Below are 18,720 nucleotides of genomic sequence, written 5' to 3' on the forward strand. Positions count from 1 at the left end.
TAAGGCCACACATGGCTCTTAGATTTAATGTTCTGGAAACACCAGAACAAGCCTTTCAACGAAAGTTGAAAGCGGAGGTTTAATAAATGATAAAACGAAAAAAGGTATCGAAGGGAAATACTTACAGGATAACACAGTTTTGTTTGGAGAAAAAAAGAAGGGAAGAAGAGTTTTAAACAAGGGGAGGGTGGTTTTAGAATCTTCTTCCGCTGAAATTGAATATTTGTTCTATTTGTACGTCTTTTGGAGCGACTCCTGTACGATCGATCGGCTTGTCCATAGGCGCTTTTTCTTGCCTATTGAACAAGGCCTCTCTTGATCGTTTCACGACTTCTTTGTCATTTATTTTATTTATGTTTTCCGTTGCTTTTGCGAGTTCTCCTCTCAAAATATTTACCTCTTTTTCCAGGGAATAAATTTTGTTTTGGCACAACTGTAGAATTCTGTTAGAGTGATCTTTTTGTTGTTGTACCATTCCTAGAATTTCTTGGATTTTTTCATTTGCAGTAGGTTCTTGTTCTACAGAGTTGCTTCTGTTAAATGAAGCTATTCTGGCGGTTCTCTGCATTTGTTCAAGGTACTGCATCTTACAAAATACATTATTGTGGTTATTTATAAACTTTTCTATACTTTAGTAGCATGGTATACTTTATTGTATACTAGAATATTTTATGACGTATTTTTATTTATAAATGAGAAGAATAAATTCTTAATTAACTGGCACAAAAAAATATATATTTCATTTCTGAAGCAAAACTAGTACTTGAAATTCAGAATTTCAGATTTAAACCAAGAATCTCCCATAAGATATATGTTATCTTCAGATAATGCCATAAGATATTTTTTCCCATTGAGCGTTTCATATTTAATAACATCTGTGAAAAGATCATCATCAAGCTTTAAATTCATTAATTTTTTACCACTATTCTTGTCTAAAATAATAAGTTCCTCATCAATGGAACCATACATAACTTGGTGAGAGTCATCATCTTTTAATTTTACAAAAACAGGGCCTGAGTGATAGCATGTATTAGCAGTAAGAGCTGTTTTCCATTTTGAAATTATTTCTTTTGACTGCATTATATTAAGAGCACTAATATTTTTATAATCCCCATAATGCACTATTGAATTAATATATTCTCCATTAACTTGTTCAATTTTTAAACCATAATCTTTTTCTTTCCAATCTGTACTAACAAATTCGAAATCATTTTTTGCTATTGACACTTTAGAAAAAAGACCATCATATAATGTTGGAACTTCATCATCAACACCAAAGAAATATTGTTTATTACCTATATTAATACTTTTGAATTGTGCCTGGGAAGTTAAATCAACGTTCAAAATATTTTTAACATTAAAATTTTCCAGATATATTATGTGAGTTTGATAATCTGAATTAACTACAACATCTTTATTTCCATCTTTGTCAACATCCACAATTAAAGGACTATACAAAAAGTTATTTTCTTCTTCACTGTATTTATGTTTAGATATTGTAATTCCTTTTTGTGATATTATGGAGAAATTACTTTCTCTATCTGTGTATAAAATTTCTTCTTCGCCATCGCCATTTATATCATCCAATATTATATTTGAAATATCTGAATTGTTAGATTTAATGTGTCTGCTTGTAACAGATATTTTTTCTGAAGGCAAATAGCTTTCAGGTATGGTATTAAATTTTATTTCATAGATATTATCTTCTTCATCTCTTGCTATAACTTTATTTTTTTCATTTTTGTCAACATGTAATTTTCCCATAAGTTTTATTTTAGGGATAACAGAATAATTAGTTTCATTGAATACGTGGAGACCTTTTGAATTGCTAAAAATTAAATAATCTTCTCCTGATACTGTTATTTTTTTTAATCCTGTTTCTGAAGCACATCCTATAAATTCTTTTTTAAAAAAGGAAAAATTATTTTCATCATCTTCAGAAAAATTTATTGCAGCGAGTTGTGCATCAGTCTTAGAGAAATCTTCATCTATGATGCCATTAATAAGATATTCACTTAAGGATTGATCTTCTAGCACATGATCTATGTTTTCAATAGTTTTAGAATACTCTTTATTTTGTATAGATTCTTTTAAATTTTTATCTGTTGAGGTTAAAGAATTAGCTAAATATATTATGCCTGTTGCTAATAAAGTGCCTGTTAACAGTGCAGGTATTTTTTTTACGGCAAAACGTAATAATTTTGTTGGTTTTGCTAAGTATTTTATTAATATCCTTTCTGTTTTAGATTTTGAATAATATCCATCATTTATTTTATCCATTATTGTTTCTTGTGACATATTATTCATCCTCCCATTGTTCCTGGACAAATCCTGTATTTAGACTATCTAAAGCAGGTTTGTATTCTTCAACTTTTATTTCTGGTTTGACAGGTATGTCATCAGAAAATTTATCATATCCTATATTAAAAAACATTGTCGTGGCGAATGCTCCAAGTGCAATAAAAAAGAATTTATTTTTTACTTTTGTTGTAGGTGCGGATTTATTAATAATAAGTTTTAAAGTGGATTGATTTCCCGAAATAAATGCTTTATCATAAAACGTATCTTTTTCATAATCGTATTCCTTTAAGTCTATCAAACTCTCATCAATATTTGTTGTTTTTTCATCTTTGTATTTTATGTCCTTTTTTTTCTCATATATAGCTTTTTCAAGTTTATCTTTTAACCAAGTATTCACCATATCTTGAGTGATGGGTTCATTCCAGATTTTCTTGGATTTGTATCTAGATCTAAATTCTTTATCTTTTATGAGTATTTTTTTTATTTTTTTAGAATTAAGTTTGTCGATATAATTAATGTTTTGAAATGTGTCAAATTCTATCTCACTAATTTCTTCATTAGTTACATGATGTTTATTTAAATGCGAGATATCGCAAATTGTTTTTAATGAGGCTAATCTTAGCTCTGAAGGAATTAATTCTGTAAACCTAGCCAGAGTATCTATATGATCAACACTTTTTAAGTCCCCAGAATTTATATAACCTCCGTCTGATTGTATTTGGAAATCTGACCAGGATAATCCTTCTGTTGATAATTCGTCGCCATTAAAATATTTTGATTCATTTCTAGAAGTTAGTTCTGAAAGAAGTTTTGAAGGTCCTTCAGGTATTGGTTTGAAATCTTCATAATTATTTTTCAGCACTATTAATCTTTTGTCAAAATCATATTCTTTTGATTTTTTGATTTTTGATAAATGTGCATATTTTTTAAGCAGGTCTATTTCCAAAACTTTTTTTCCTGTAATATATGCTTCAAGATTGCTTATTTCTGAGGGATTGGCTATTTGTTTGATATCTTGTTCCAAAAAATCATATAATTCTTCTAGATATTCCTGTGCTTTTATTGTTTTATATTGTTGTTTTTCTCTATCAAAGACTTTTATTTGTGAGTACCTTCCGTCTTTTAACGGGTTTTTTATAACTTGCTCAGTAGTTATGGTTTCAGGTTTAGCTAATTTAAAATTTCTAACTATTTTTTCAGAGTTTAATACTGCCGATGAGTAAAGAAGCATGAATGCTTCATTTTGTTCTACGCTTTCTATATAATCTCCAAGATATTCCACTCTGTTCGATGGATCTGATTTTGTTCTAAAATTAGAAGCATAAGATATGGGTGTGAGTGAAAATAATGCGAGTGGTGTGCTTATATATTTCGGAAGATATTCTTCAAAATCAGAAGGCATACTTATGTTCCAGTGTGAAGAATAACCAATTATACTTATTTTATCAATCTCTAGTATGTCTAACAAATTTTTCCTAGCATTATGTAATGTGTCTCCGAATTCTTTGACAAAACCTTTTCTTATTCTGACAGGTGCTGTACAAATTTCAGGCTCGGCACCATCTATATATATTCCATGTCCTAGATGTGTTCTTATTGTATGTCCTCCTTTATAATATGTTGGTTGATTATGTTTTTTTGCTAATGGAACAAAATCTGCTGTTAAATTATTATGTTTAAAATTAAGTCTATTATAGGGAATAAATTCATTTTCTATGCCTACGTATATTGCATCTTTTTTCATTGTAATCTGTTCTTATAATATAATTCATATGTCAATCCTGAAACTAGGGATATTAATTCTTGAGGTGATGAAATTTCTGCTTTTTTTCTTGGAATTCCTATTAAATCGAAAGACAAATCATAATTATTTTCTTTCTCAAATTTTTTAATGTGTTTTAATAAGTCAAACCACGCATCTAAACTTTCATCTTTAGTTTCATCTTCATATAGCAATTGGGCTTCTGAAATTTTTTCTCTTTTTTTCAAGTCTTTATATGTTGAAAACTTACTGTTAACTTTGTTTAGCATTATTGATAATGCATAGTCTCTATTTACAACAGACACATTATGGATATCATCGCCTGAAAAAGGATCTGATATTAGCCCTATTTTGGATCCAATAATGTTACTTTTTGGAATATACTTTCTTCCTATTTTGAACTTTTCATGTTCTAGAACATCTATCATAAATTCGCAACTTTCTTTTGTGGCTGATTTTTTTTCATATATGTGTCTTAATATTTTATTCATGTCGTTTGTTGTTGTTATGTTGCTTCCAGAAGGGTTATTTTTTGTTTTATATCTATGAACGCCATGTGCTAATAAGTGTCCTAATGCAGTTTTTTTATATCCCAAATCTAAAAAATCTTGGTTTATTTTTTTTATTCCTATATAGTCTGAAAGCATATTTGTTGCTTCATTATCTGATTCAGTTATCATAAGATATATTAATTCTTCAACAGAAATTTTTGTTCCTGTTTTAAGTCTGGTTACTGTATCTGTTTTTTCAAGAGGATATTTGTGGTCTATGGTTAGTTTTGAATTAAGAGAAAAATGTCCTTGGTCTAAGTGTCTCATTGCAGATACCATTATAGGCACTTTTATTATTGATGCTGCCCACCCAGATTTATCTCCGTTTATGTTAAAGGAATAGTTATTTTTAAAATCATCAAATGATATTTTTAATTCTCCTCCGTTTAAAGGGTTAAAAAATATGTCTTCGTTTTCTTCAATTTTTGTTTTTAAATTTTTTATATTTTTAACATCGATTATTTTTTGTATTTCTTTTAATTTATTAGCTTTGTATCTGAATTCTGATATTTTCGAGTTATTATTGAATCTGTATTTATAAGTGGAGTTGGTGTCTGTATCTATGAGGAGAGCTTCTTCTAATTTGTTTTTTATAGTTTCTATAGCTAGAGCTGAATAAAATTTTATATTACTGAATGCATTTACAAGTTTAGATTCTTTCTTTTGCGAGGTCATAATATTTTTCTCCAGGGCAATTCTTGAGATTGTTGATTAGTTCTTGTACTTGTCTATATGTGTCTTTTTGATTTTCAAGAAGTTCATTAAAATTAAATTCTTTAATTTTATTTTCTATTAGCTTTTTGTTCTTTTCAAAAATTGTTTTATTATTTGATGTTTCGTTTAGTGCGAAATTAATCTTTTTTGTAGTGTTTCCCATTTCTTCAAATAATTTGTTTTGGTATTCTTTTATTAATTCTAATTGTCCTATGGTGTGGGATTTAATGTACAGATTTTTTTTGGCGATTATATTCAGTTGTTTAATCAGATTTTTGTATGAATTTATTGATTCGTTTGAATTTATACATTCATCTAAATTAAAAAAAGCTATACCGACGCTATCTCTATTTTTTCCATAAACATGCGAGCCCATTATTTCTAATGGTCTTGAATAAAATATTGTTCCTTTTTTATTTATCATAAAATGATATCCTATGCCTGCCCAGTTTTTTGATTTGTGAAGTTCTAGAACTTCATCAGGGGTTTTTTGAGAAAATATGTTGTGGACAAATATTTGGTTTATTTGTTTTAAAGGCTCTATGTTGTCGCCTAATCGGTATTGGCATTCTGTAACATTTAGAGATCCTAATTTCTTATCAACATATTTAATTGCCATTATTTAGTGGTAAAATTTAATAATATTTAAATGTTTTCTTTTATTTATAAATAAACAGAAATTTAAGAAAAAATAATTGAATCGCAATTATCCGATTAGGGAGTTTTCAGGAATCTTAACATACATTCTTCTGTTGTTTTTTCCTTTATTTTCAACTTTTACAAGTTCTACCCTTCCAACTTCTTTAGTGCTTCGAACATGCGTTCCTCCGTCAGCACAAAGATCAACTCCTGGAATCTCAACAATTCTTAAGATATCCAAATCAGGAGGGGCCGCATTAGCTAATTTAATTAATCCTGGCAATTTCATAGCTTCTTCTTTTGGTTTAAAATACGCTTTGACTTCAATATCTTTTTTGATTTCTTCATTCGCAAAGTCTATGTATTTTTGCAATTCTTCTCTGTCAAAATTATCAAGATTAAAATCTATTCTTAATTTTTCTTCGCTTATTTGATTACCCGTAATAAGTGCTCCTGCTTGTTTATGAAGAATTCCTGAAATTATGTGTGCTGCAGTATGATATCTCATATGTTTGTATCTTCTATCCCAGTCAAGAATTATTTTCACTTTGTCGTCTTCTTTTAGCCCTTCCCGATCTATTTCGTTGCTTAGCTCCCCATTAAATTTGCCTGAAAAGACAACTTTGAATTCATCTCCGTTTTCTCTCATTAAAGTGGCAGTATCGTGGGGTTGACCGCCGCTTGTTGGATAAATTATTGTATCTTCTAAAACTATGAATTTGCTATTTGCTTTTTTTACAGTTGTCTCAAACTCTTTAAGATATGAATCGTACATATATTTTGGATTTTTCATAATGTTTACCTCAATTCATGTTTAAAAGTTAATACAATAAAAATGTTTTGCATAAATTTTAATAATAGTAAAAAAATAATTATTTTATTATGACTTTAGAAGAAAGAAAAAAGTTGTTTTTAGAAGTGTTTGCAATTGCGAGTGCGCATTATAAAAATAGCAAAAGAAGACTTGCCGGCGAGGGCTGGAAATATGATTGGCAAACACTTATTGTAACAATATTTTCAGCGCAGACAAGAGATGAAGTAACTATACCTGTTTGTGAAAAACTCTTTAAAAAATATGAGTCCTTGAAAAAATTTGTTGAAATAGATGAAGAAGTCTTAAAAATGTATATAAGACCTTTGAACTATTATCAAAATAAAGCAAAATACGCAATAAAGACTGCTAAAATATTATTAGAAAAACATGGTGGAAAAGTTCCAAGTACACTTGAAGAATTAATAGATTTGCCGGGAGTTGGAAGAAAAACTGCTAATCTTATAATAGGAGAATTATTTAACAAACAAGGAATATGTGTTGATACTCATGTTCATAGAATTTCAAATGTTTTAGGTTTAGTTAAAACTAAAACTCCTGATCAGACAGAAAAAGAACTCATGAAAGTAGCGCCAGAAAAATATTGGAACAAAATAAATAGGATATTTGTCCTCTGGGGGCAAGATGTTAAGGGTTATGATAAAGATAAATTCTTGGAGAAGATAAAAAGTGGTTAAATCTATAATTCCTAAAAGTTTAGTTGCTTGGCGTAATTGGTTGGAAAAAAATCATCAAAAAGAAGATAAAGTTTTTCTAATAAAGTACAAGAAACATACTGGGAAAAAAATTCTTAGCAATGCAGATACTATGAAGGAAGCAATTTGCTTCGGATGGATCGATACAACTACAAAAAGACTTGATGAAAAAAGATTTCAGATTTGTTATGTAAAAAGAAATTCAAATAGCAAATGGAGTTATAACACATTAAAATACGGAGAGGAACTTATTAAAGAAGGTCGTATGAGTTCTTTCGGGTTAAAAATGTATAAAGAAGGATTAAAGAAAAAGCCACATGATTACGGAATACCTAAGAATCCAGAAATGCCTTCTGAATTAAAGAAAGCTTTAGAAAAAAACAAAAGAGCTCGTGAAAAATATGAAAAATTAGCTCCTTCTACAAAGAAATTACATTATAGAATGATTCTCAGAGCGAAACGTCCTGAAACAAAAGAGAAAAGAGTGAAAGAAATCATGGCTGCAATGAAACTCATTTGATTATCTCATAACTTTGCCTGCTTTGAAACTCCATAATGCAAGATCTAATTCGTCAATATCGTATCCTTCTTTTTCTGCAAAGTCTATTATTTTTTTTTCTATCTTATAATATTCATCAGGAGTTTTCGGAGCGCTATTTGATTTTATAACATCCATATCATGCATCATATTCAAAACATGTTTGTCTATTATCGTGTATCCTTCATATCCTATATTTCTAAGAAAATGAGATGCTTCCTTCATGCCAAAACCTTTGAAATTTTTTCTTATGAATTCACGTCTTTCTTTATATTCCAAAGATTCAAGATGTTTCTTAAAATCAATTTTTTGTTTTTCAAAATTTTCTATTATTAATCTATTTTCGTGTAAATATTTGGATCTTACATTGTAAAATCGGACTTTTTTATGAACTTTTTTTTTATAATCTTTTAAAGTTCCACTCCAAAGAACAGGTTTTAATAAATTAAGAGCCGTATTTGCCATTTCTGCAGAACTATTTGCTGCAAAAACACAAAAAGCCATTTCTTCAAATAGTTCTTTTGTGCCTTTTCTTCTGAATTCAGAGAATTCCAAGAGTCTTTTTTTAATTATAGGTCTGAATTTTATGTAATGTTCCTTAAATTTGTCTTTCATTTATTGCGTTATTTAGCAAATTATTTTAAATCTTATTAAATGAAAAAATATTAAAATCAAATAAATTAAAGTAAAATGTGAAAAATATGATTTCAATAAAAGAACATGATGCAGAAGTTGACAATATTGTTGAAAGTATGAAGCTATATTCTAAATCAAATTCTGCTGAAAAACTAATATTTACGCACGTAGGTTCTCATAGTACCAGAGAAAAGAGCAGGCATACATATAATAAAATAGACATTAGCCATTTGAACAATATTATTTTGATAAATAAGAAAAAATTGATTGCAGAAGTTGAACCTTCTGTGACAATGAAACAATTATTAGATGAATGCTTAAAATTTGGGTTAATGCCAAAAGTTGTTATGGAGTTTTCAGATATAACTGTTGGAGGCGCAATTGAAGGCGCTGCTCTTGAAAGCAGTTCTTTTAAATTTGGTCAATTTAACGATTCGTGTACAGAATATGAGGTTATATTGCCTACAGGGAAAAAAGTTATCGCAAACAAAAATAGTTTCAAAGATCTTTTTTACGGTAAAACAGGATCATATGGCAGTTTAGGATTGCTCACTAAAGTAAAAATTTCTCTAATTAAATCAAAGAACTATGTTGATTTAACATATAATTTTTTCAGTAGTGTTGAAGAATCAATAGAATACATGGAATCAATGATGAAAAGAAATGTCGATTTCATAGATGGTATAGTGTTTTCATCTTATAAAGTTGTTATTATTTCAGGAAAATTGTCTGATTCTCCAAATTTTGAGATTAGAAAATTTACAAGAGCTTTTGATCCTTGGTTCTATAAACATGTAGATTCGATAACAAAAGACTTCAAAGTAAAAACAGAATCTGTACCTCTTAAGGATTACTATTTTAGGTATGATAGAGCTGCTTATTGGATGGGCCAATACTTTGTGAATTACGTGGGAGGATATAATTTAATAACAAGAACTTTATTTAATCAATCACTTTCAACTAGAAGAATGTATAAAGCGCTTCATTTAGGAAATCTATCTCAAATGTTTTTCATACAAGATTTTTATACGCCTTTAAACAAAACAGCAGATTTTATTAAGTACACAAAAGAAAGAGTGAATGTATTTCCAATATGGTTGTGTCCTGTTAAGCCTACAAAAAAATTACAGAAGTTAAGTCCTCATTATTCAAAGGCTAAATTTCTTATTAATGTCGGTTTTTATGGAAGGTCTAAAAAATTTGCTGAAAATTATTTAAAATCTAACCGAGACATAGAAAAATTTGCTAATTCTATAAACGCAAGAAAAATGTTATATGCACACGCATATTATCCAAAAGAAGAATTTTGGAAATTATATGATTTAAGATGGTATAAAAAGTTAAGAAAGAAATATGGTGCAGAAAAATGCTTATTAGATGTGTTTGAAAGAACACATGTCAAAGAAAAATATAAACCGACAATTATTTTAGGTGCAATCAAGTTTTACTGGCAACTTTTAACTCAGGGTAAAAAATTTTAAATCTTATTAAATAACTTTGTTTTACATGGTTTTCAGATGGTAAATTATGAAATTCTTGGGAGATGTTATCCGTTTCTTTTTTTAGCAAATTTTTATGGGTTAAATTAGTTTTATTTTTTGTGTTTGTTTATTTTTTTGTTTTTTTGTTTATGACGTTTTGTTTCTTTTAGTCTATTTAGAAACTGATTAATTAAAACAGATAGTTTTTTATACTTTTTATTTATTCTTTTTCAAGAAATGTTTTTGATGATATTAGCAACAGTATTTGGAGTTATTATGGGTGCAAGTCATTTTTCTCAGGCGTATAGAATTTATACGAGAAAAAGTGCTAAAGATTTATCTTTAATTACATATTCGCTTTTGTTTATGGGTGCATTAGTTTGGTTTTTGTACGGTATAACAATACTTAATTATGCAGTTATAGTTTCAAACTTTGTGGGTTTAGTTGCTACAATATCTGTGTTGTTTGGATGGGTTAAGTATCATTAAAGCTTCATATTCATTCTCAGAATGGAATACCTCAATAATTCAAGAAGAACTCTTTGTTCTCCCTCGTTTAAGGATTTGTTGACTTCTTTTACTTTGATAAAAAAGAATTTGTCTTTCATACTAGTCCATATTTGGGTTTTGTCCCCTTTAAAATCATGAAAAAAATTTATTGTGTTTTTCTTTCCTTCTAATACATTTAGTAATTCTCCTAATTCGTCATCGTTCATTTTGACTTTTTTCCAAGACCATGTTTTTTCGTCTTGCATTTTGCCAAATTCTATATAAAAATCCAATTTGTCATTTAAGTATGCTTTTAGACAATTGTTTTTTCCAAAAAATGCCTTTGATAATATTTGGGAAGTCATAAACTTACAAGAATGGTCATTATTTATATATTATTCTCCTACATTTGTCCAGTGTGTTTTGTATTTTTTTGCATGGTTTATTCTTTTATTTATTGTTCTTAGTTCAGGTTTTATTTCATCAAGAAATCTTTCAAGGTTTTTTCCTATCCGTGGATTTTCTCTTATGGCTTTATCAAAATAATTCGTGTCAACTTTTTTGAACATGATTATTTTTGTATTTGGTATATATTGGTATCCTAATATTTGAGCAGAGGCAGGAGTTAGTTCAACAACATGTGGTTGATATATTTCTTGAGATTTTTTAATGTATTCAGATAAAAATTTGTTGTTTTCAAAATGATTCATTAATAATTTAGTTAATGAGTTTAATTGAACAATATAATCATAAGCTGTTAAAATAGAAGAATCTTCTCCTTTAAGGTTTAAATACATGTCAATTGAATTAATAGAATTATGCGTTTTATCTGCTTGATCAAAAAATGCGTATGCTATTTTATTATTCAATCCATTAATTGCACAATATAATTCAGAATCATCTACATTAGTATTTACAATTTTACATTTTTTACCTATATCCTTAAACCCATTAGATGCTTTTTTTATATTTTTTAATATGTCTGCACTACCATTAGATCTTTTTGTTTTTTGCAACATTAAAGATTTAGATAATATTTTTTTGCCTGCATTTTGATAATCTTCCACGAATTCATTAGTGACAAAAATATTACTTTCAGAAACCATTTTTTTTGTTTCATTAAAAGCAAAAAGCGCAATTTTCCCATACAAACCAGGTAAATCTTTTTGTTCTTTAATTAATTCGAAATCTTGTTTAAATTTTGCATCTATTGAATAAGCGGTATCTTTATCTAAGATAATTATGTCGTGTTTGTTCAATAGCGCATTATATGTTAAAAAACTCATAAAATCAGAAAAATTTATTCACTTTTAAATAATTCTCTTACTTTAAAAATAATTAAATTTAAATCCTGCACAAATTTCTTCTAATTGGTGCCAAACAATAATAAGTTTGAGCATGAAAAATATTAGTAGCCCTGTAGTGTAGCGGCCAATCATCTCGCCCTCTGGTAATGGTTCGGGAAATAACTTTCCGAACTTCGCAAACATTGTTTGCCGAAGTATCGTCCATTAATGCACAGAAACATAGTTTATGGCATTCCAGAAATTGAAAAATTTCTGAGAACACCTGAGCGTATGTCGCCTAAAAGGCGAATACACTAAAGATATTTAATTGGAGATAGGCGAGGACCTCGGTTCAAATCCGGGCGGGGCTATATTCCTTTGCGTGACGCTCAAAAACTAAGTGTTTTTGGCGCACCAAAAAGCTTTGCTTTTTTAGTGCATTCGAGGACCAAACTTTGATTGTCCGCAATTTTCTATTTTCAAGCTCTCAATTTCATGAATTTTGGTGTTTGAGAAAAATCTTGCTGACTTCATATTTCTTGGAAAAATGTCAAAAAACACTGTTTTGACGTAGCTCAAGCAGAGCTATTATTGAGGTGTCTACATTTTTGTATTTTTGTAGTCACCTGAGAATTATTCGTATAATTAACTTTTTTTATGTTTTTTTCTTAATTTTTCTTAATTTATTAGTTCTTCGTGTAGTAAGGTGTGGTGAAATAGTTGCGTGAGTTTTTTGTCGTCTCTTGTTTTGCTGAGTTTTGTCAAGCTCATGTATTCATCAAAGCAGCCCATCTTTATGACTATGATTGGAGCTTTATTTTTTAGCAGTATCCAGTTAAGTATCATTCTTGTTGTTCTGCTATTTCCATCGCTGAATGGATGTATATGTTGTATTTCGTTATGAATGAATCCAATTTCTTTTAGACACTTTTCCTTGGTGTTTATCGTTTTTAGTTTCTCACAATATGATTTCATTTCTATTGATACTTTACTTGGGTGCGAGGTTTTGAAGTCTGGATTGCCTTGTATTTTGTTGTGTGTTGTCTTGTATTTTCCAGCATTTCTATGCATGCTAAATAATACTATTTTGTTGATTTCTTTTATGTGTTCTTCTGTTATATCTTCATTGATATGTTCTAAGATGTAGTGCATTGCTTCATTAAGATTTTTTACCATCTGGATATCTTTTTTTGGTTTCTCTGGATATATGTCGTTAAGTATGAGTTCTTTTGTTTCTCCTATAGTTACAGTGCTTCCTTCTAATTGTGCTGATCCTGATAAGAATTCAAATACTTTATCATCAAAAGGGTTTATTTCTTCAGATTTTAATTCTTTAACTTCATTAAAGGTGTTGATGTATTTTGTTGTGTTAAATTCTTGCTTTATGTTGTAAAGAATTTTTATTGATTCGAATAGTTGATGTTTTAGTATTATTCCTTTTTTTGGTTTATTTTTTGTTAGGAGTATGAATTGATTTTTTTCTAAGTAGTTTAGTATCTCTGCATTTTCTTTGTTTCCAGTAAGTAATTTTGGTCTTAGATTTGGTGCTTTAGAAAAAAGTTCCTGAATTATTTTTGGAGTGTTTTTTGACAGTATTAAATTATAGTCTAAACCATTTTTCAGGCAATATTTTATTATTGAGAAAATTGCTTGGCTTTTGTTGTTTTTTACAGGAATATATTTTGTACTATCTTTCTTGATGAGATTTTCTTTTATCAACGATTTCAAATGCGAATAAATGGGTGTTTTGAAGGGCAACTTACTTGCAGTGCAAGGCGCTTTTTCTATAAGTTCAGCAAATACATCATATTTAGTGGGCATATTGTTGTGAAAGTCCTCAGAATATATAAAATTAACTATTTTTATAGAAAAAACGCAATTTTAGTTAATTTTATACGTTTGATTAACATACTCCGAGATAAGTATTTATAGTATGGCAAGCGGGCGGGCTATTAACCTTTGCGTGATGCTCAAAAACAAATTTGTTTTTGGCACACCAAAAATCTTCGATTTTTTAGTGCATTCGAGGACCAAAGTTCTTGTCACGCGGAATTTCTTATTTCAGACTCTCAAACTGATGAATTTTGATGTTTGAGAAAAATATGGTTGACTTCAAATTTCTTCAAAAATTACTAAAAAACATTGTTTTAACGTAGCTCAGGCAGAGCTACTATCTTTTTTATGATAAAGAATTATCTCTCTTATTGGCGGATTTTCAATAAGCATATTTCTATCTTTTCGTTCAACAAATATGTTGTCTGAATATGCATGAACCATTAAATTAGTCTTTTTTGTTGGTTTCCATTCATATCCGCTTCCGAACCATTCGGGTTTGAATACTAATTGAAATCCATATTGATAATCTTCTGTTGGTTTTTCAAGAATTAAATGTGCATCTTTTGGTTTTTTCCAATCTGCCATTTGTATTACTTCAAAACCTTCTGATTCTAAGACTGCGTATGCTTTTTGGCTTAAATCTTCAATATTGATTGGTTTACTCCATTCTTTGTATTTATCTGCCGTTTGGCTATCCATAAGTGCATTTTTAATCCAATTCTGTGTTATAGTCCTGTGTTTTTCATCTTTTTCTTCTGTTGTTATCCATATGTCTAATGCTTGTTCAATGTTTCCACCTAGCCATGCACATAATCCTGCTGCTCTTGGCTCATTTATGCCAATGAATGCTCTTGTTGCATCTTCATATTTTTTTGTTCGTTCTGCAAGTCTTGCTTTTTTTTCAAGTTGTTTTGTTTCGCTAAAATAAAGTAATGCTTTCTCGATCAATAAATCGTCTATGTGAGGAGATGGATTTGCATAATATCCGCATGTCGTCCTAGTATCTATTAATGCACGGCGAAATCTTGTTGTTTCATTAAGAAGGTATGCAAGATCATATTTAGTGGAATCTGCCTTTGCAGTGTAAAGTAAATTAGTTATAGGCAATTTTAATTTTTCATTTTTCATTGATGGTCTGACAAGCAGGTCATCAAAATATGTTCCGCCACTAAACTCGCCGTTTTTTTTGTAGAATAATTCAGGATGATTGGTGTTTATTATGTTTATTATTTCTCCAACCGTTTCTGGAGTTATCAATTCTAATTGTGATGTTCTATTATCTTCCATTCGACTAAACAATTTGTATGCAGGAATTGCGCTTGTTTTTCTGTTGGACATTATTGTGTTTGATAATGAATAAATCGCTTCACTCCACCCATAGGTGTTTGGTTTAAAATAGCTTAGGTAGTAATTAGCAATTCTTTGGAAGGGAATTTTTGATTTTTTAGTTGATGACATAGTTATCTCCTGAAATTTTACTATTGTTCGAAGGTAACCAAATCAAGTATTTAATTAATTACTCTCTCAATTGAGAGTGTTATCAAAATATTTATATATTCAAGAATGAATCTTAAAGTAATGGATATCGAAATACTTGAAGATTTAGGATTGACACAATCAGAGATTAAGACATATATTTCTCTTTTAGAACTAGGTCAAATTCACGCAGGAAAGATAATTGAAGAAACATCTCTGCAAAGTTCTGTTGTTCACAGAGCTTTGTTGTCATTGATAAAGAAAGGTCTTGTTAGTTTTATTAAAGAAGGAAAACATAGAGTTTATTCTGCAAGAGATCCTGAATATTTCTTGGATTACGTCGAACTTAAGAAAAAACGTTTTGAAACAATTCTTCCTGAACTTAAGAAAAAACAATCATTACAAAATAAAGAGACTAATACGTCCATGTTTAAAGGAAAAAAAGGAATTAACGAAGTATATTCTATCTTAATTAAAAATACGAAAAAAGAGTTTCTGAGCTATGGTGGTTCAAAGGAAACTACGGACTTTATGAGTTTAACTTGGTGGAAAAACATGTATTCTAAACGAATAGCAAATAAATTATCTCAAAGACATATTGCAAGTGATGAAACTATTCCTTATATTACAGATTTTCAGAAGATGAAATTAACAAAGATAAAATTCTTATCAAAAGAGTCGTTTAGTCAATATCAGGAAACTGCGATAACCGGAGATTATGTTGCAATAACTATATTTGCTGATGAAGGTTACAGTATTCTAATACATAATAAAGAAGTTGCTGAAGGATACAGAAAGAACTTTGAGTTGCTTTGGAATATTGCAAAAAAGAACGTATAACATTTGATGCACATTCTCCGAGCTAGGTTTATAAAGAGCTGACAGGCTACTTGTCTTTTGGAACGCGAAATAGCTTTTGATTATTGGCTTTACAGAATTATTTGTTTTTTTTGTTTTGTATTTCTTTTCTTATAATTTTGACTTCTTCTAATAGTTGGGTCATTTGGTCGTTTACTTTGCTTTGTTTCCAATTTAGGTATAGGACATATATTTGAAATGCTAGTGCTATTGCGTACCCTATTATCATAAAAACTAAGCTTCCTTCTAATAGTTGTGGTGTTAAAGCCATATTTGGGTTTTTATTACTTGCATTTATATGTGTTTTTGTTTTAAAATGAAAATATTTATATTGTTCTTTTTTAAAATTGTGTGATGGAGGTTGATATTATGGATAAGAAAGGAGCTGAAACTGTTGTAAGGGTTTTCGGCATTATTGGAATTGTATTTTCAGCATTGGCTGTTATTGGCGGTTTGATACTCGCTTTTGGCGGTTCTTTTATAGCTGGAATGCTTGGCGATGTTGGAACGTTAGTTGCAGGAATAGCAACTGCTGGTGGAATTGTTTTGATTGTCATTAGTGCTTTAATGATTTGGTTTTATGTTGCATTAATGAAGTATACCAATTGGGCAAGAATTTTATTATCTATTTTGGCAATTCTTGGGTTTATTGGAGCTTTGTTTAGTTTGCCAGGATCAATATTAAGTCTTGTCTATGATGGTCTTTTTGTGTATTTCTTTTTGTTTGATAAGACGGTTACAGGTTTATTTAAGTAAACCTTTTTTTTCTTTTTTTAGTTCTTTATGTAAAAAGTATCTCTGTGTGTGTAATGGTATCATTTGAGTTGTTTTTTAGCAAATTATTTAAATTCGAGGCGAGTAGTTTTTTGTATGAGAGCATTCCTTGTTTTTGGGTTTGGCGGTTTTTTTATATTCTAAGTAGTTGTAATGTTGCTTATAAGTCGTTTTTCTTTGTGGTGGGTCTGAAAAACCTGTTATTTTTTGGCGATGAAATAGCTTCTTCTGATTAAGCATACAAATAAATTTAGGAGGTATTGTAAAATGATAAGTTTAATTTTAAGTATTATGATTTGTGTAGGTGCATTGATGTTTTATCAGCCAAGTATGTCTAGAGACTATTCAACACATAGGACGACGCACAAAAAGAAAGAACTCTCTCCAAAGCAGGAGTATATTAATAGAATTGACAATGCGATATGTAGTGGAAAATATGACGCTGCTATAAAGCTTATAAATGCATGCACTTATTTTGTTCCTGAGAGAAAAATTGAGACCTGGAAGACGTGGTTGCAAATACGGAGAAAGGATCATGAAGAAAGTTTTAAGGGCATATCTTATTTAGAAAAACTTTTGAGTGAAAAGTAACTTTTTTTTCTTTTTTTCTTGTATGTTTTAATTGTTCTTAGCAAATTATTTAAATTTGTTTTTCTGGTTTTTATTTCATGTCTGTAAATCTATGTGGTTCGTGTCATAAATGTTGTAAGAATAATAAGATTCTTATTTATCAAGAGGATGTTGATCGTTGGAAAAAAGAAGGAAGATATGATATTATTCTTTGTCTTGAGCGCTGGGCAATATTTGGTGTTTTTTTGATTCATAAAAAAGATAAGGAGGAGTGCATTTTTCTTGATGAGGAAATTGGTTGCACCATTCATAAAACCAGGCCTAAGATTTGCAGGGAGTTTCCCAGAGGCTGGAAGCATGTTAAGAATTATGATTGTAAAATTCATCCTGCAACTAAGAAAAGAATTGAGCTATAGTTTTTCTGCTTGTTTTTTTATGTGTTGTATCATGTTTGAAAATGCATTTGCTCTGCTTGGCAACATATTTATATCAAGTTTTGTTTCTTTTATTAAATTTAGTATATCTTTTTCCAGTTGATTTTGCAAGTATTCTTTTGTTTTTTTGTCTGTTAGTATTTGTATTATTTTTATGTATCCTTTTACTATTATTGAGTCTGCGTCTCCTTGAATTGTTAGTTGGTTGTTTTCTTTTATTAGTTTTATATAAGCGTTAGATGTGCATCCTCGTATCTTGTTTTTTTCTTTTTTTTCTTTTATTGGTAAAAGTTCTTTTCCTAGTTGGATTATGTATTCTAGTTTTTCATTTTCGTTTAGAAATTGTAGGTTTTCTTTGAGCTCTTGCGAGTTCATTTTATTTCTCTGTGTTCCATTTCGTATTGGTATCCTTTTAGTATTATGTTGTTTCCTTCTTTTATTATGTATGCTTCTTCTAAGTCATTTATTACTATGTCGTTTCCCTCTAAGTAGTACGATACATTTAATCTTCTTAGTCTTATTTTTTCTGTATTTGTAAATTCGTATTGTGTTTTTGGAAATAAGTCTGGTACTTTATGAGGATTGTTTTGATCAAAGCATTTTATTAGCAATGTTCGGTATTGATTCGTGGTTTTTTTACTGCTATCTCTACTAATAAGTATGCTTTTTGTGTTTAGCTTTATTTTGTTTTCTTTTGGGTCTTTTATTATGTTCATTGTAATGTCCTAGCAAGGATACCCACGCTTTTAAGCGTGGGAGGAATTGCGTTTAATTCGTCTTGCTTTTATACCTCCTACTTCTTTGAAAGCTCCAAACGGCTACGTTTGGAGGTGAATACACATGAAAGT

General features: G+C 29.4%; 22 protein-coding genes and 1 tRNA gene. 9 read left to right on the forward strand and 14 right to left on the reverse strand.

From position 1 onward, the window contains the following. Positions 1 to 193: 193 nt before the first annotated feature. The 6 genes from K9L97_05485 to K9L97_05510 form a co-directional block, all read right to left on the reverse strand. Positions 194 to 586: a hypothetical protein gene (locus tag K9L97_05485; GenBank protein MCF7872458.1), complete on the reverse strand. Its 393-nt coding sequence runs from the start codon at positions 584 to 586 to the stop codon at positions 194 to 196. A gap of 170 nt (positions 587 to 756) precedes the next feature. Then, positions 757 to 2,298 (reverse strand): VCBS repeat-containing protein, encoded by a 1,542-nt coding sequence (locus tag K9L97_05490; GenBank protein MCF7872459.1) that lies wholly within the window; start codon positions 2,296 to 2,298, stop codon positions 757 to 759. A 1-nt stretch (position 2,299) separates the two neighbouring features. Then, a complete protein-coding gene (locus tag K9L97_05495; protein ID MCF7872460.1) occupies positions 2,300 to 4,045 on the reverse strand; it encodes a hypothetical protein in 1,746 nt (581 codons plus the stop codon). Continuing rightward, on the reverse strand, positions 4,042 to 5,289 hold the full coding sequence (locus K9L97_05500) for a class A beta-lactamase-related serine hydrolase (protein ID MCF7872461.1): 1,248 nt from the start codon (positions 5,287 to 5,289) through the stop codon (positions 4,042 to 4,044). The genes K9L97_05495 and K9L97_05500 overlap by 4 nt, the downstream gene beginning before the upstream one ends. After that, entirely contained in the window at positions 5,264 to 5,947 is a 684-nt protein-coding gene (locus tag K9L97_05505) for an N-acetylmuramoyl-L-alanine amidase (protein MCF7872462.1), read from the reverse strand. The genes K9L97_05500 and K9L97_05505 overlap by 26 nt, the downstream gene beginning before the upstream one ends. Before the next feature lie 87 nt (positions 5,948 to 6,034). Then, the gene (locus K9L97_05510) at positions 6,035 to 6,760 is read right to left on the reverse strand and encodes an alanyl-tRNA editing protein (GenBank protein ID MCF7872463.1); all 726 of its coding nucleotides are present in this window, start codon (positions 6,758 to 6,760) and stop codon (positions 6,035 to 6,037) included. 89 nt (positions 6,761 to 6,849) lie between these two features. Here K9L97_05510 and K9L97_05515 point away from each other — a divergent pair, with 89 nt between their 5' ends. Continuing rightward, positions 6,850 to 7,476 carry an endonuclease III gene (locus tag K9L97_05515; GenBank protein ID MCF7872464.1) on the forward strand — a complete coding sequence of 209 codons (627 nt, stop codon included), beginning with the start codon at positions 6,850 to 6,852 and terminating at the stop codon, positions 7,474 to 7,476. Continuing rightward, positions 7,469 to 8,014 (forward strand): YdeI/OmpD-associated family protein, encoded by a 546-nt coding sequence (locus tag K9L97_05520; protein ID MCF7872465.1) that lies wholly within the window; start codon positions 7,469 to 7,471, stop codon positions 8,012 to 8,014. The genes K9L97_05515 and K9L97_05520 overlap by 8 nt, the downstream gene beginning before the upstream one ends. Here the strand turns inward: K9L97_05520 and K9L97_05525 are convergent, their stop codons facing one another. After that, entirely contained in the window at positions 8,015 to 8,647 is a 633-nt protein-coding gene (locus K9L97_05525) for a hypothetical protein (protein MCF7872466.1), read from the reverse strand. Positions 8,648 to 8,733: 86 nt separating this feature from the next. Between K9L97_05525 and K9L97_05530 the strand changes: the two genes are divergently transcribed. Together K9L97_05530 and K9L97_05535 are read left to right on the forward strand one after the other, a co-directional pair. Then, the gene (locus K9L97_05530) at positions 8,734 to 10,149 is read left to right on the forward strand and encodes an FAD-binding protein (GenBank protein MCF7872467.1); all 1,416 of its coding nucleotides are present in this window, start codon (positions 8,734 to 8,736) and stop codon (positions 10,147 to 10,149) included. Positions 10,150 to 10,386: 237 nt separating this feature from the next. After that, positions 10,387 to 10,638 carry a hypothetical protein gene (locus K9L97_05535; GenBank protein MCF7872468.1) on the forward strand — a complete coding sequence of 84 codons (252 nt, stop codon included), beginning with the start codon at positions 10,387 to 10,389 and terminating at the stop codon, positions 10,636 to 10,638. Here K9L97_05535 and K9L97_05540 read toward each other — a convergent pair. Together K9L97_05540 and K9L97_05545 are read right to left on the reverse strand one after the other, a co-directional pair. Beyond that, positions 10,635 to 11,003: a hypothetical protein gene (locus K9L97_05540; protein MCF7872469.1), complete on the reverse strand. Its 369-nt coding sequence runs from the start codon at positions 11,001 to 11,003 to the stop codon at positions 10,635 to 10,637. The two genes, K9L97_05535 and K9L97_05540, sit on opposite strands and share 4 nt — an antisense overlap. Positions 11,004 to 11,033: 30 nt before the next feature. Then, the gene (locus K9L97_05545; protein MCF7872470.1) at positions 11,034 to 11,924 is read right to left on the reverse strand and encodes a hypothetical protein; all 891 of its coding nucleotides are present in this window, start codon (positions 11,922 to 11,924) and stop codon (positions 11,034 to 11,036) included. A 127-nt stretch (positions 11,925 to 12,051) separates the two neighbouring features. Between K9L97_05545 and K9L97_05550 the strand changes: the two genes are divergently transcribed. Next, a tRNA-Gln gene (locus K9L97_05550) sits at positions 12,052 to 12,295 on the forward strand. A gap of 307 nt (positions 12,296 to 12,602) precedes the next feature. Here K9L97_05550 and K9L97_05555 read toward each other — a convergent pair. Beyond that, positions 12,603 to 13,745 (reverse strand): Fic family protein, encoded by a 1,143-nt coding sequence (locus K9L97_05555; protein ID MCF7872471.1) that lies wholly within the window; start codon positions 13,743 to 13,745, stop codon positions 12,603 to 12,605. 336 nt (positions 13,746 to 14,081) lie between these two features. Then, a complete protein-coding gene (locus K9L97_05560; protein MCF7872472.1) occupies positions 14,082 to 15,218 on the reverse strand; it encodes a hypothetical protein in 1,137 nt (378 codons plus the stop codon). Between the two features lie 120 nt (positions 15,219 to 15,338). Between K9L97_05560 and K9L97_05565 the strand changes: the two genes are divergently transcribed. After that, positions 15,339 to 16,076 (forward strand): hypothetical protein, encoded by a 738-nt coding sequence (locus tag K9L97_05565; protein ID MCF7872473.1) that lies wholly within the window; start codon positions 15,339 to 15,341, stop codon positions 16,074 to 16,076. Positions 16,077 to 16,173: 97 nt separating this feature from the next. Here the strand turns inward: K9L97_05565 and K9L97_05570 are convergent, their stop codons facing one another. Beyond that, positions 16,174 to 16,365: a hypothetical protein gene (locus tag K9L97_05570; protein MCF7872474.1), complete on the reverse strand. Its 192-nt coding sequence runs from the start codon at positions 16,363 to 16,365 to the stop codon at positions 16,174 to 16,176. A 98-nt stretch (positions 16,366 to 16,463) separates the two neighbouring features. Between K9L97_05570 and K9L97_05575 the strand changes: the two genes are divergently transcribed. The 3 genes from K9L97_05575 (at position 16,464) to K9L97_05585 (ending at position 17,854) form a co-directional block, all read left to right on the forward strand. Beyond that, positions 16,464 to 16,850 carry a hypothetical protein gene (locus tag K9L97_05575; protein ID MCF7872475.1) on the forward strand — a complete coding sequence of 129 codons (387 nt, stop codon included), beginning with the start codon at positions 16,464 to 16,466 and terminating at the stop codon, positions 16,848 to 16,850. Between the two features lie 285 nt (positions 16,851 to 17,135). Continuing rightward, a complete protein-coding gene (locus K9L97_05580; GenBank protein ID MCF7872476.1) occupies positions 17,136 to 17,459 on the forward strand; it encodes a hypothetical protein in 324 nt (107 codons plus the stop codon). Positions 17,460 to 17,536: 77 nt separating this feature from the next. Beyond that, on the forward strand, positions 17,537 to 17,854 hold the full coding sequence (locus tag K9L97_05585; GenBank protein MCF7872477.1) for a YkgJ family cysteine cluster protein: 318 nt from the start codon (positions 17,537 to 17,539) through the stop codon (positions 17,852 to 17,854). Here K9L97_05585 and K9L97_05590 read toward each other — a convergent pair. Together K9L97_05590 and K9L97_05595 are read right to left on the reverse strand one after the other, a co-directional pair. Beyond that, positions 17,849 to 18,247, reverse strand: a complete 399-nt coding sequence (locus K9L97_05590) for a SufE family protein (GenBank protein MCF7872478.1) — start codon at positions 18,245 to 18,247, stop codon at positions 17,849 to 17,851. The genes K9L97_05585 and K9L97_05590 overlap by 6 nt on opposite strands. Continuing rightward, the gene (locus K9L97_05595) at positions 18,244 to 18,588 is read right to left on the reverse strand and encodes a hypothetical protein (protein ID MCF7872479.1); all 345 of its coding nucleotides are present in this window, start codon (positions 18,586 to 18,588) and stop codon (positions 18,244 to 18,246) included. Before K9L97_05595 ends, K9L97_05590 begins: the two co-directional genes overlap by 4 nt. Positions 18,589 to 18,720: the final 132 nt, after the last annotated feature.

The organism is Candidatus Woesearchaeota archaeon (assembly GCA_021735165.1).
Classification (GTDB): domain Archaea; phylum Nanobdellota; class Nanobdellia; order Woesearchaeales; family 21-14-0-10-32-9; genus JAIPET01.